Here is a 12,708-nt window from a genome sequence, read left to right as displayed (position 1 = left end):
AGTCCGAATATGAACGCTCCCACTCCCACTGGTTTTCGCTGCGGCATGGTCGCGATCGTCGGCCGCCCGAACGTCGGCAAGTCCACGCTGATGAACGCGCTGGTCGGCCAGAAAGTCAGCATCACGTCGCGCAAGGCGCAGACCACGCGCCATCGCATCACCGGCATCAACACGCTCGAAGACGCCCAGTACATCTTCGTCGACACGCCCGGTTTCCAGACCAGGCACAGCGGCGCGCTGAACCGCTCGCTGAATCGCGCCGTCACGTCGACGCTGACCTCGGTCGATGCGATCCTGTTCGTCATCGAAGCAGGCCGCTTCGGCCCCGACGACCAGAAGGTACTCGACCTGATCCCCGCGAAGGTGCCGACGTTGCTGATCGCGAACAAGCTCGATCGCGTGTCGGATAAAGACTCGCTGTTCCCGTTCATGCAGCAGATGAGCACGCTGCGCGAGTTCAACGAGATCGTGCCGCTGTCGGCGAAAAATACCGACGACATCAAGCGTCTGATGGCGACCATCAAGCCGTTCCTGCCGGAAGGCGAGCCGATCTACGGCGAGGACGACCTGACCGATCGCAGCGAGCGCTTCCTTGCGGCCGAAATCCTGCGCGAGAAAGTCTTCCGCTGGACCGGCGACGAACTGCCGTACACCAGCACCGTGCTGATCGACAAGTTCGAAACCGAAGGGCGACTGCGCCGTATCTTCGCGACGATTCTCGTCGATCGCGACACGCACAAGGCGATGATCATCGGCCAGAAGGGCGCGAAACTGAAGCAGATCAGCACCGAGGCGCGCCTCGACATGGCGAAGCTGTTCGACGGGCCGGTGTATCTCGAGACCTTCGTCAAGGTGAAGAGCGGCTGGGCCGACAACGAAGCCGGGCTTCGTGCGTATGGGTACGAATGACGCGTGGATGACGCTCAATTCAGACGAGACTCCGGACCAACCGGAGCACGAGCCGTCGCGGCCCGCGCGTAGCGCGAGGAAGTCGTCGGCTCAGGCAAAAGGCGCGAATAGCGCGAAAAGCGCGAATAGCGCGCCCGCCGACGATGGCGAGCCGCGCAAAGCGCCGGCGCGTCGCGCGCCGCGCACCTCCACATCCGAATACCGGATCACCGAGCAGCCCGCGTTCGTGCTGCATAGCTACCCGTATCGCGAGACCAGCCTGATCATCGACGTGCTGTCGCGCGATCACGGTCGTCTCGCGCTCGTCGCGAAGGGCGCAAAGCGCCCGCACTCTGCGTTGCGCGGCGTGTTGCAAACTTTCCAGCCTTTGTCGCTCGCATGGTCGGGCAAATCCGAAATGCGCACGCTGACCGGCGCGGAGTGGGTCGGCGGCATGCTGCCGCTGACCGGCGACGCGCTGCTGTGCGGTTTCTATGTCAACGAACTGCTGGTGCGCTTCTGTGCGCGCGAAGACCCGCATCCGCAGTTGTTCCATCACTACGTCGTCACGCTGACGCGTCTTGCGCACGATGAGCCGCCGGTGCAGGTGCTGCGCTCGTTCGAGCGCGTGCTGCTGCGCGAGACCGGCTACGCGATGGCGCTCGACCGCACGGTCGCGCGCAAGGCCGTGCTCGCCGACGGCCGCTACGTGTTCGATCCCGAGCGCGGCGTGCGCGAGGCATCGGACGAATGGCCCGCGCAGTGGCCGGTGGTATCGGGACAAACCTTGCTCGATATGGAAAAGGACGATTACCATCGAGCGCAGACCGTCGCGCAAAGCAAAACGCTGATGCGCTTCCTGCTCAACACCTATCTCGGCGGCGCGCCGCTTGCTACCCGCCAGATCCTGATCGACCTGCAGAACTTATGAGCTTCTTCCTGACTTCGCCGACCGTGATCGACCTCGGCGTGAATATCGACCACGTTGCCACGCTGCGCAACGCGCGTGGCACGTCCTATCCCGATCCGATCCGCGCCGCGCTGATGGCCGAAGAAGCCGGCGCCGATGCGATCACGCTGCACCTGCGCGAAGATCGCCGGCATATCGTCGACGCCGACGTGCACAAGCTGCGTCCGCTGCTGAAAACGCGTATGAATCTCGAATGCGCGGTCACGGCCGAAATGCTCGACATCGCGTGCGAAGTGCAGCCGCACGACGTGTGCCTCGTGCCGGAAAAGCGCGCGGAGCTGACGACCGAAGGCGGTCTCGACGTCGCCGGCCAGTTCGAGGCGGTGCGCGCCGCTTGCAAGCAACTGGCGGATGCCAACTCGCGCGTGTCGCTGTTCATCGATCCCGACGAAACGCAGATTCGCGCCGCGCACGAAGCCGGCGCACCGGTGATCGAGCTGCACACCGGCCGTTACGCGGAAGCGCACGATCCTGCCGAACAGCAGCGCGAATACGAGCGCATCGTGCGCGCGGTCGAATTCGGCACGACGCTCGGCCTCAAGGTGAACGCGGGCCACGGCCTGCACTACACGAACGTGCAGCAGATCGCGGCTATCGACGGCATCGTCGAACTCAACATCGGCCATGCGATCGTCGCGCACGCGATCTTCGCGGGCTGGGACAACGCGGTGCGCGAGATGAAGGCGATCATGGTCGCCGCGCGTCTCGGCGCGCGCGCGTAACCCAATCTCGCGACGGACGCACGCATGGCAATCTACGGAATCGGCACCGACATCGTTCAGGTCAGCCGTGTCGCAGCGGTGATGACCCGCACCAATGGCCGTTTCGCCGAGAAGGTGCTCGGTCCCGACGAACTTCGCGTCTACCACGCGCGTCAGGCCCGTTCGGCGGCGCGCGGTCTCGCGTTTCTCGCGACACGTTTTTCGGCGAAAGAGGCGTTCTCGAAGGCAATCGGCCTCGGCATGCACTGGCCGATGAGCTGGCGCGCGTTGCAGACGCTGAACCGGCCGAGCGGCGAGCCGATGGTGGTCGCCTCCGGCGAGCTGGCCGATTGGCTCGACGCGCGCGGCATCACGGCGCGCGTGACGATCAGCGACGAGCGTGATTACGCGGTGTCATTCGTGATCGCCGAGACGCAGCGGCCGGACGAGACGGAAGGTTCGTTTGCCGCGCCGGCGTCGCGGGCTTCGTCCGCGCACTCCGCCACCGAATGAAAACGTTGAACGCGGCCGCTCACGGTCGCGTTTGTCTTTGCGTCAGACTCTTTTCCAGCGGAATTCGATGAAAACCACACCCGGACCGGTGATGCTCGACGTGGTCGGCAAAACGCTGAACCGCGATGACAAAAGGCGTCTCGCGCACCCGATGACCGGCGGCGTGATCCTGTTCGCGCGGCACTATGAGAGCCGCGCGCAACTGGTCGCGCTGACCGATGCGATCCGCGCGATTCGCCCGGATCTGCTGATCGCGGTCGATCACGAAGGCGGCCGCGTGCAGCGCTTTCGTACCGACGGCTTCACGGTGCTGCCGTCGATGGGCAAGCTCGGCGCGTTGTGGGACGAGGACGTGCTGCACGCGACGAAGGTGACGACCGCGGTCGGCTACGTCCTCGCCGCGGAATTGCGCGCATGCGGTGTCGACATGAGCTTCACGCCAGTGCTCGACCTCGACTATGGGCACTCGCAGGTGATCGGCGATCGCGCGTTCCATCGCGATCCGCGCGTGGTCGCGCTGCTCGCGAAGAGCCTGAATCACGGTCTCGCGCTCGCCGGCATGAGCAACTGCGGCAAGCATTTTCCGGGGCACGGATTCGCGCAGGCCGATTCGCACGTCGCGATGCCCGTCGACGAACGCCCGCTCGACGAGATCCTCGGCAACGACGTCGCGCCGTACGACTGGCTCGGTCTGTCGCTTGGCGCGGTGCTGCCCGCGCACGTCGTCTATCCGGCGGTCGATGCGAAACCGGCCGGCTTCTCGCGCATCTGGCTGCAAGACATCCTGCGCGGCAAGCTCGGCTTCGAAGGGGCGATCTTCAGCGACGATCTATCGATGGAAGCCGCGCGCCAGGGCGGCACGCTGACCGAAGGCGCGCAAGCCGCGCTGGAGGCCGGCTGCGACATGGTGCTGATCTGCAACCAGCCGGACGAAGCGGAGAAGGTGCTCGACGCACTGCGCGTCACGCCGTCGAAGGAATCGCTGCGGCGGCTGAAGCGCATGCGGCCGCGCGGCAAGGCGCTCACGTGGAGCAAGCTGATGGCCGAGCCACGGTACGCCGAAGCGCAGAAGCTGGTTCGCAGTACCTTTGTATAAATGGCAATGGCGCCTTGAAGCAATTCAAGGCGCCATTTTTTTTATCAGCTCCGACTGGCTCGAACCGCCGTCGAGCAATCGCTCAGTTCAAGCGCATGCGCTGCAGCTTGTTGTAGAGCGTCTTCGGGCTGATTCCCAGCAACGACGCGGCGCGATGCCGCGTGCCGCCGACCGCATCGAGCGTCGCTCGAATCAGCATTTCTTCGACATCCGCGAGCGGCGTGCCGACCGTCACCTGAACGCGGCTGCCGTTCAGATCGCGGCCGTTGGTCGTGCCGGTTTCGTCGGCGCGCAACGATTCGATCACGTCGCCGGATGCCTGATAGGCGCGCCGCACGCGTTCCTGCAGCTCGCGCACGTTGCCCGGCCAGTCGTACGCAAGGCATTCGCGCAGGAAGTTCGGCCCCGCCTGCTTCGCGACCTCGGCCGTGCCGCGCGCGGTCGCTTCCATATTCAGTTCGTCGACGACTGCTTGCGCGATCAGCACCGGATCTTCGCCGCGCTCGCGCAGCGGCGGCAGGTTGACCGCGGCGGCTTCGAGACGCAGCGCGAGGTCCTGATGCAGCGAGCCGTCCGCGACCGCCGCGCGCGGCGGTTTGCGCGTCGACGCGATCAGTCGGAAGTCGGTCACGATCTGGTTGCTACCGCCCACGCGCATAAAGGTCTGCGAATCGAGCGCGCGCAACAGCGCTTCCTGCTGCGCGCGCGGCAGCTCGGTGATTTCGTTGATGAACAGCGTGCCGCCGCTCGCCTGTTCGAAGAGGCCTGGCTCGCGCTGCTCGGCGCCGCCGAACGCGCCGCGTTCGTGGCCGAACAGCATGCTGTCGAGCGAGCGATTGAGGCCGCCGGCCGCCGCGCCGCGGCAATCGAAGGTGACGAATGGGCCTTTGCGACGGCGGCTCATGTCGTGCAGCGTGTGCGCGGCGATCTCCTTGCCGGTGCCGGCTTCGCCGGAGATCAGCACCGCCGCTTCGGTCGGCGCGAGCCGCTCGATCGTGTCGTACACGTGCTGAATCGTGCTGCTGCGGCCGAGCATCGAACCGAAGCGTCCGAGTTGACGCAGCGATGCGCGCAGCGCCTGGACTTCCTCGGTTAGTTCATACGGCCGCGGAATGCGCGCGAGCAGGCTGCGCAGACGCGGGATGTTGACCGGCTTCAGCAGATAGTCCCAGATACCGTGCCGCAAGCCCTCGATCGCACTCTCGACGGTCGCATTGCCGGTCATCACGATCACCGGAAGCGCGCCGCCTGGCGGATGCGCGGGCAGATGCTGCAACAGATCGAGTCCGCTGCCATCCGGCAGATTCAGGTCGACGAGCACGACGTCCGGAATGAAGCGCGTCAATGCGCCGCGCGCCTCGGCGAGCGTGGTCGCGGTGTCGACTGAAAAGCCGTCGGCAGCGAGGATTGCCGACAGCCCGGACAGGCTATTGGGATCGTCTTCAACAATCAGGGCGTGTGGCATGGCGAGCGCAATTTTATGAATGGGTTGAATGCCCGGCGCGCCGCCAACGCTGATGGCGCGCACCGCGGGCTCCTGGGGGCTCGATGACAGGGCTAAACGAACGGTCCTCGTACGGTGAAAAAACGACAGCCGCCGGCACTGCGTCTTGAGCGGCGCGGGCCGGCGCCTGTAGTTCCTGCACTGCTCCTGTCAGAAATCCCGGTTGCTATCGAAAAACCGGCGCACTTCGAGTTCCGCCTCTTCACGGGTTTTGCCATAGCGTTCCTGAATCAGACCGGCGAGCTTGTCGGCCCGGCCTTCGGCCTTGGTCAGTTCGTCGTCGGTCAGTTCGCCCCATGCGGCCTTCGCCTTGCCGACCATCTGTTTCCATTTACCTTCAGCAATGTCGTTGTTCATGGTGGCTCTCCCAAGGTGGAAATTGAGCGGTACTCGCGTAACTCTCTCCACCTAGCAGGGATCGTGCCAAAAAGCTTGGATGAAATGGATCAAGGGCCTGCCGCGCGCGCGACGCGAATTCAGGATGTCGCGATGGCAATTTTGAGAAATTTGCCGGTAAAGTTTTCCTAAACCATACACGGCGCGACAGAAAAGAAAAAGCGCCCAAAATTGAGCGCTCTGGGCGCAGGCCGGCAGGGCGCCGGCGCTGGCGGGGTGACGCAGGCCGCCGTTTAGGCGCGGCTGCGGTACTCGTGCGTACGGGTGTCGATTTCGATCTTGTCGCCGATGTTGCAGAAGAGCGGCACTTGCAGTTCAAAGCCGGTGTTCAGCTTGGCGTTCTTCAGGACCTTGCCCGACGACGTGTCGCCCTTGACTGCCGGTTCCGTGTAGATGATTTCGCGAACCAGCGTGGTCGGCAGTTCGACCGAGATGGCCTTCTCGTTGTAGAACACGACTTCGCAAGCCATGCCGTCTTCGAGGTAGTTCATCGCATCGCCCATCATTTCGGCTTCGACTTCGTACTGGTTGTAGTCGGCGTCCATGAACACGTACATCGGGTCGGCGAAGTACGAGTAGGTCACTTCCTTGCGCTCGAGCACGACGACGTCGAACTTGTCGTCCGCCTTGTACACGGTTTCCATGCCTGCGCCGGTCAGCAGGTTCTTGAACTTCATTTTGACGACGGCGGAGTTACGGCCCGATTTGTTGTATTCGGCCTTTTGCACGACCATTGCGTCTGCGCCGATCATCACGACGTTGCCGGTGCGGAGTTCCTGTGCGGTCTTCATAAAACTGTCCTGTACGAGATAAATAGCTTAACTGTTGCTCAACGGCATAGGTGCCAAGCGGCTTCGGCGTTTCGCCACCGCCTGCCGCGCGCCGCTCGAAGCGACCGCAGCCCGGATGCGTGAAACGGGACCGGCTCACGGCGAAAATCGCGGCGTGATGCCCCGGCGTTTCCACCTGTCCGTTACCTGAGTTTTTACCCTGTTCGGGCGTGTACACGAGTGGCGCCGATCTGCAACACGCCCAAACATACGTCCCTTTTTTGACATTCGCGTGCCCGACCAGGAGATTGGGACACGTGCTGTGTTTTTCGAGGGGACCGGTCAGACGGGCTGACCATGGGGTTATTGCTCGAATCGGGCCGCGCTTGCGTCGTCGGCCGTTGGATAACCGCTTATTTTAACTGAGTTTTTGCGAACGAGGTCAGATTTCCGGCGAGATCGCCGACTTGCGCGAGTTCGACCGCCCAAGCGGCGGCGCGCCGCTTAAGCGCCGGATAGTGGCGCTGGAAATCCGCCCAGTCCGGCTGGCCCGCGCCGTTCCACGCGTGCCAGAAACGCCCGAGCGCGGCGCGGGCGTCCTTGGTCAGCGTGCGCGTGTAGTGCGCGAGCGCGGCGTCGAGCTTTGGCAGATGGGCGTCGTCGGCCTGCGGATAGATGTGCCAGACGAACGGCTTGGCGGCCCACTGCGCGCGCACGAACGAGTCCTCGCCGCGGACGAAATTGATGTCGCTCGCCCATAGCAGTGCGTCGTAGCCCGGCTGTTCGGTGAAGGCGAGTGCGTGCGCGCTGAGGTTGCCGCGCGTCGCATAGGTGCCCGCCGCAAACGACGGTAGGCCGAAAAAACGCGCGAGCGCGCCGGAAATGCGACCTTCGGGCACCAGCAGCACGATCGGGCCTGCGCTGTCGCGCCATTGTTCGAGCAGGCTGTCGACGGCCGGGTTTTCGTATGCGAACAGCGAAACGACGGTCGCGTCGGGGGGCGGCGGCGCGTGGCCCGTGACGTTGCGCCACCAGTCGGTGCGCGCGGCCGGCGAGCCTTCGAACGCGGCGCGCGCCGCGTCGAGATCGCGCTCCTTCAAGACGCCACCGGTGCCGGGGCCGAGGCCGGGAAAAAAGAAGATCTTGCTGAGCGCGTAGCGCGGATGCGGCGACGGCCGCAAATGAAAATCGGCGATCCAGTCCTCGGCGCTCAGATATTCGAGGTTGAACCACAGCGGCGCGCGCGCACGCTCGGCCATCGCCGTGATATAGACCGGAGGCAGTTCGCAGCCGAACGCCTCGATCACGACGTCGGCGACTTCGAGCGTGTTGCCCGCATGAGACGGCTCGTGCCAATGCTCGATGACAATGCCGTCGAGCGTCTGCCGCGCACGCTGGAGCACGAGCGACGGGCACAGCCTCTTGAACGCATGCAGATCGTCGACGAACACGCGCACCTGCCAGCCATGCTCGTGCGCGAGTTGGCGCGCGAGGCGCCAGCACACGCCGATGTCGCCGAAGTTGTCGATGACCGCGCAGAAGATATCGCAGGCGATCGGGTTGGCAGGGGCGGCGGGTGATCCGGAGGCGGGTGCGACGGAGGACATGGCGGCTCGGCTGGCTCGGTGACTCCGGCGACGCGGAGCGGGTTCGAACGAACGCGGAATGTTCTAAACTGGCGATTCTAAAGCCTCGTTCGCGATCCCGCGCGCCGTTTGTCCGCCACGCGGGCCGCATGGCGCGACGCGCGACACGACCCCCGGTGCATGGTGCCGGGCACCCGCCGGCGCAATCGGTGCAATCGGTGCAAGCGGCGAGGCAGCGCGAGACAGTCCCACCCCAATCGATCCCGCATGACCGAACCCGAAGCAAACGACGCCCCCGACACCTTCGAGCCGAAAAAAGTGCTCGCCCAACTGCCGCATCTGCCCGGCGTGTACCGCTATTACGACATGAGCGGCGTGGTGCTCTACGTCGGCAAGGCGCGCGATCTGAAGAAGCGCGTATCGAGCTATTTCACGAAGACGCAGCTGTCGCCGCGTATCGCGATGATGGTCACGCGCATCGCGCGCATCGAGACGACGGTTACGCGTTCCGAGGCCGAGGCGCTGCTGCTCGAAAACAACCTGATCAAGGCTCTCACCCCGCGGTACAACATCCTGTTTCGCGACGACAAGTCGTATCCGTATCTGAAGCTGACCGGCCACAAGTTTCCGCGCATGGCCTATTACCGCGGCTCGGTCGATCGCAAGAACCAGTACTTCGGTCCGTTCCCGAGCGCGTGGGCGGTGCGCGAGAGCATCCAGATCCTGCAGCGCGTGTTCCAGTTGCGCACCTGCGAGGACTCGGTGTTCAACAACCGGACGCGGCCGTGTCTGCTGCACCAGATCGGCCGCTGCACGGCGCCGTGCGTTGCGAATATCAGCGAAGAGGACTACGCGCGCGACGTCGCCAACGCGTCGCGCTTTCTGCTCGGCCGCCAGGGCGAGGTGATGAAAGAGCTCGAGCAGAAGATGCACGCGTTCGCGAGCGAGCTGAAGTTCGAACAGGCCGCGGCGGTGCGCAACCAGATGAGCTCGCTGTCGACGGTGCTGCATCAACAGGCGATCGAAGTCGGCAGCGATAGCGACGTCGACATTCTCGCGGTGGTCGCGCTGGGCGGCCGCGTGTGCGTGAATCTCGCGATGGTGCGCGGCGGGCGGCATCTCGGCGACAAGGCGTACTTTCCAGCGCACGTGGAGAGCGCGTTGACGGCGGAAGAAGGCGGGTTGGAAGAAGACGGCGATCAGGACGATGCTTCGGCGGGTGGGCAAGCGGTCGCGCCGTCGGCCGCAGCGGCGAGGGCCACGGCCGATGCGCTCGCGATCGCGCAGGACATGCCATCGGAAGACGAAGACACCGATGGTAGTGACGAAGAAGCGCTCGACGAGGCTACCGAAGCGACCGCGGACGCCTTCAGCGACGAAGGCACGGACGAAGGCGCCGACGGAAACCCAGAATCCGGCCCCGCGGCGAAGGGGCGCAAAGGCCGCGCGCCCGGCGGCGTCGAATCCGAAGTTCTCGAAGCGTTCATCGCGCAGCATTACCTCGGCAATCGCGTGCCGCCGGTGCTGGTGGTCAGCCACGCGCCGGCGCGCGAACTCGTCGACGGGCTGATCGAACAGGCGGGCCACAAGGTGAGCGTGCTGCGTCAACCGCAGGGACAGCGGCGCGCGTGGCTCGCGATGGCCGAGCAGAACGCGCGGCTCGCGCTCGCGCGGCTGCTCTCCGAGCAGGGCTCGCAGCAGGCGCGCACGCGCGCGCTGACCGACACGCTCGGCATGGAGTGCGACGACCTCGCGCATCTGCGCATCGAATGCTTCGACATCAGTCACACGATGGGCGAGGCGACGCAAGCGTCGTGCGTCGTCTATCACCACCACAAGATGCAGTCGTCCGAGTATCGCCGCTACAACATCACCGGCATCACGCCCGGCGACGATTACGCGGCGATGCGCCAGGTGCTCACGCGCCGCTACGAGAAGATGGTCGCGCAAGCCGCCGCGAATGCGAGCGACGAAGCCGCCGAATCGCAAAGCGACGCGGCCGCCGATCCGTCGCTCGCTGCCGATGCCGCCGAGCCGGCCGCGGCCGGCGGCGTGCTGCCGACCATCGTGCTGATCGACGGCGGCAAGGGGCAGGTGGAGATCGCGCGGCAGGTGTTCACCGAGTTGGGGCTCGATACCGGCATGCTGGTCGGCGTCGCGAAGGGCGAGGGGCGCAAGGTCGGTCTCGAGACGCTGATTTTCGCCGACGGCCGTGCGCCGCTCGAACTCGGCAAGGAAAGCGCCGCGCTGATGCTGGTCGCGCAGATCCGCGACGAAGCGCACCGCTTCGCGATCACCGGCATGCGCGCCAAACGCGGCAAGACACGCCAGACCTCGCGGCTCGAAGAACTCGAAGGCGTGGGGGCCAAGCGGCGTCAGCGCCTGCTCGCGCGGTTTGGCGGCTTGCGCGGTGTGGTGGCGGCGAGCGTCGAGGATCTCGCGAGCGTTGAAGGTATTTCGCAGGCGCTCGCCGAGCAGATCTACCGGCAACTGCATTGAATCGACGAGCCGCGCCGCGCTGTTATCGGCACGACGGCTCGCCGGAGCTGACGCATAGCGCTGCGCAAGCGCCGGCTGGCGCCGGGTCCGCACCCGTGCCGGGCCCGGCCCGCTTGCCGCTTCCGCGCGGCCATGCCCGGGCCGCTTGCTTGTGGCAGGCCTTGTGACACGGCACAATTGCAACTCACTTGTCAGACGCTGCGCCTGCCCCCATGCCGTTTAATTTCCCGATATTCCTGACCTGGCTGCGGATCGTGCTGATTCCGCTCGTCGTCGGTGTGTACTATTTACCTGACATGATGATGAGCCCCGCGCACCGCAATCTCGCGGCCGCGACGATCTTCGTTCTGGCGGCGCTCACCGACTGGTTCGACGGCTTTCTGGCCCGCAAATGGAATCAGACCTCGGCATTCGGCGCGTTTCTCGATCCGGTCGCCGATAAGCTGATGGTCACTGCGGCGCTGCTCGTGCTCGTGCAGCTCGCGCGGATCGATTCGGCGATCGCGCTCGTGATCGTCGGACGCGAAATTGCGATCTCGGCGCTGCGCGAATGGATGGCGCAGATCGGCGCATCGAAGAGCGTTGCTGTGAACTCGCTCGGCAAGTTCAAGACCGCTTGCCAGATGGTCGCGATTCCGATGCTGCTGTTCTATGGTCCGCTGCCGCTCGGCGGCGGCGTGACGGTCGACACACGGGTGTGGGGCCTGTGGCTGATCTATCTGGCCGCGTTCCTGACGATCTGGTCGATGCTGTACTACATGAAGCTCGCGTGGCCGCAGATTCGCGAGCGCGGTGGTGTCGCGTGATGGCGTGAACAAAAGGAGCGCGCGGACGCAAAAGTGTGTTCGCCCGCTTCGCTACTACGAGCGAAATATTTCTTTAAAACAGATGGGCCAAAAGGGGTTGACACGTTTCAGTCGTTTCTCCATAATCTCGTTTCTCCGATGCACGCAACGCGAAACACCGGAGACGCGGTAAAGCAGTAGCAGTAAATGCAGTACGACGCGGGAATAGCTCAGTTGGTAGAGCGCAACCTTGCCAAGGTTGAGGTCGCGAGTTCGAGCCTCGTTTCCCGCTCCAGTTTTCGAAGCATCGCGTTGTTTGGCGAAGTAAAAAACGCAGCGCGGTGTGAAGCAGTTCAATGCGGGAGTAGCTCAGTTGGTAGAGCGCAACCTTGCCAAGGTTGAGGTCGCGAGTTCGAGCCTCGTCTCCCGCTCCATACATCAGGGGAAGCAACGCTTCCCTTTTTGTTTGGAAGGCCGGTCGTTCTGAACTTTCCAGAGCTTCGGTTCTTCTGGTGACCACCAGATAAATCTGCGAACCCGTGTCTAGGTTCCAGTCCGCTTGCGGCGCGATAGCAAAGCGGTTATGCAGCGGCCTGCAAAGCCGTTTAGGCCGGTTCGACTCCGGCTCGCGCCTCCAGTCTTTGATGTAAAACAAAAGCCCCGACTTGTCGGGGCTTTTGTTTTTTCTATTCCTCTTTCGCCAGCTTTTGTCGACCGTCATCTGCGATGTGTGCGGACCGGTCGATCCCATCGCGCGCTGTAGACGTTGCTTCGAATCAATCAGAAATGGAGCGCGGATTTGATCGACGGCAGGGCAGCGTTGTTCTGGACGTAACACGACCGCATTTTTCGGCGTATCGCTATTGCCGGGTTTGACTCCGGCTCACACATGAGCCGCGCATTCTGATTAATGGCGTGTCCGGCTCGCGGAGAAGGACAAAGCACGTCGGCGCGCCGCATCGGGAACGGACGATAGAATCACAGCATCGTCATCGCCCGC

11 protein-coding genes and 3 tRNA genes are annotated in these 12,708 nt (G+C 64.3%); 10 read left to right on the top strand and 4 right to left on the bottom strand.

All coding sequences use genetic code 11. The features are described 5' to 3' along the window. The first annotated feature begins 9 nt into the window (after positions 1-9). From era to nagZ, 5 genes are all read left to right on the top strand, one after another. Positions 10-909 carry a GTPase Era gene (gene era, locus AB3X86_RS06720; protein ID WP_026228279.1) on the top strand — a complete coding sequence of 300 codons (900 nt, stop codon included), beginning with the start codon at positions 10-12 and terminating at the stop codon, positions 907-909. Then, the gene (gene recO / locus AB3X86_RS06715; RefSeq protein WP_368595343.1) at positions 896-1,819 is read left to right on the top strand and encodes a DNA repair protein RecO; all 924 of its coding nucleotides are present in this window, start codon (positions 896-898) and stop codon (positions 1,817-1,819) included. The genes era and recO overlap by 14 nt, the downstream gene beginning before the upstream one ends. Then, positions 1,816-2,580, top strand: coding sequence for a pyridoxine 5'-phosphate synthase (pdxJ, locus tag AB3X86_RS06710; RefSeq protein ID WP_176105465.1), 765 nt, complete (start codon positions 1,816-1,818; stop codon positions 2,578-2,580). The genes recO and pdxJ overlap by 4 nt, the downstream gene beginning before the upstream one ends. A gap of 24 nt (positions 2,581-2,604) precedes the next feature. Next, positions 2,605-3,072, top strand: coding sequence for a holo-ACP synthase (gene acpS / locus AB3X86_RS06705; protein WP_176124164.1), 468 nt, complete (start codon positions 2,605-2,607; stop codon positions 3,070-3,072). 67 nt (positions 3,073-3,139) lie between these two features. Continuing rightward, the gene (gene nagZ, locus AB3X86_RS06700; RefSeq protein ID WP_368595342.1) at positions 3,140-4,168 is read left to right on the top strand and encodes a beta-N-acetylhexosaminidase; all 1,029 of its coding nucleotides are present in this window, start codon (positions 3,140-3,142) and stop codon (positions 4,166-4,168) included. Between the two features lie 82 nt (positions 4,169-4,250). Here the strand turns inward: nagZ and AB3X86_RS06695 are convergent, their stop codons facing one another. The 4 genes from AB3X86_RS06695 to earP all read right to left on the bottom strand — a co-directional run bounded on the left by AB3X86_RS06695 (position 4,251) and on the right by earP (position 8,445). Beyond that, on the bottom strand, positions 4,251-5,633 hold the full coding sequence (locus AB3X86_RS06695) for a sigma-54-dependent transcriptional regulator (RefSeq protein ID WP_368595341.1): 1,383 nt from the start codon (positions 5,631-5,633) through the stop codon (positions 4,251-4,253). A gap of 189 nt (positions 5,634-5,822) precedes the next feature. Continuing rightward, positions 5,823-6,029 (bottom strand): CsbD family protein, encoded by a 207-nt coding sequence (locus AB3X86_RS06690; RefSeq protein WP_368595340.1) that lies wholly within the window; start codon positions 6,027-6,029, stop codon positions 5,823-5,825. Positions 6,030-6,301: 272 nt separating this feature from the next. Then, a complete protein-coding gene (gene efp, locus AB3X86_RS06685; RefSeq protein ID WP_176105469.1) occupies positions 6,302-6,859 on the bottom strand; it encodes an elongation factor P in 558 nt (185 codons plus the stop codon). A 392-nt stretch (positions 6,860-7,251) separates the two neighbouring features. Beyond that, positions 7,252-8,445, bottom strand: a complete 1,194-nt coding sequence (gene earP / locus AB3X86_RS06680; protein ID WP_368595339.1) for an elongation factor P maturation arginine rhamnosyltransferase EarP — start codon at positions 8,443-8,445, stop codon at positions 7,252-7,254. Positions 8,446-8,691: 246 nt separating this feature from the next. Here earP and uvrC point away from each other — a divergent pair, with 246 nt between their 5' ends. The 5 genes from uvrC (at position 8,692) to AB3X86_RS06655 (ending at position 12,345) form a co-directional block, all read left to right on the top strand. Further along, positions 8,692-10,923, top strand: a complete 2,232-nt coding sequence (gene uvrC, locus AB3X86_RS06675) for an excinuclease ABC subunit UvrC (RefSeq protein WP_368595338.1) — start codon at positions 8,692-8,694, stop codon at positions 10,921-10,923. Positions 10,924-11,135: 212 nt separating this feature from the next. Further along, on the top strand, positions 11,136-11,729 hold the full coding sequence (pgsA, locus tag AB3X86_RS06670; protein WP_368595337.1) for a CDP-diacylglycerol--glycerol-3-phosphate 3-phosphatidyltransferase: 594 nt from the start codon (positions 11,136-11,138) through the stop codon (positions 11,727-11,729). A gap of 198 nt (positions 11,730-11,927) precedes the next feature. Continuing rightward, positions 11,928-12,003 (top strand) — tRNA-Gly (locus AB3X86_RS06665). A gap of 63 nt (positions 12,004-12,066) precedes the next feature. Beyond that, a tRNA-Gly gene (locus AB3X86_RS06660) sits at positions 12,067-12,142 on the top strand. Between the two features lie 129 nt (positions 12,143-12,271). Further along, positions 12,272-12,345 (top strand) — tRNA-Cys (locus AB3X86_RS06655). Positions 12,346-12,708: the final 363 nt, after the last annotated feature.

The sequence above is a fragment of the Paraburkholderia sp. BR14374 genome (genome assembly GCF_040948685.1).
In the GTDB taxonomy this organism is placed as follows: Bacteria; Pseudomonadota; Gammaproteobacteria; order Burkholderiales; family Burkholderiaceae; genus Paraburkholderia; species Paraburkholderia youngii.
This window is presented reverse-complemented; position numbering and strand designations above follow the sequence as displayed.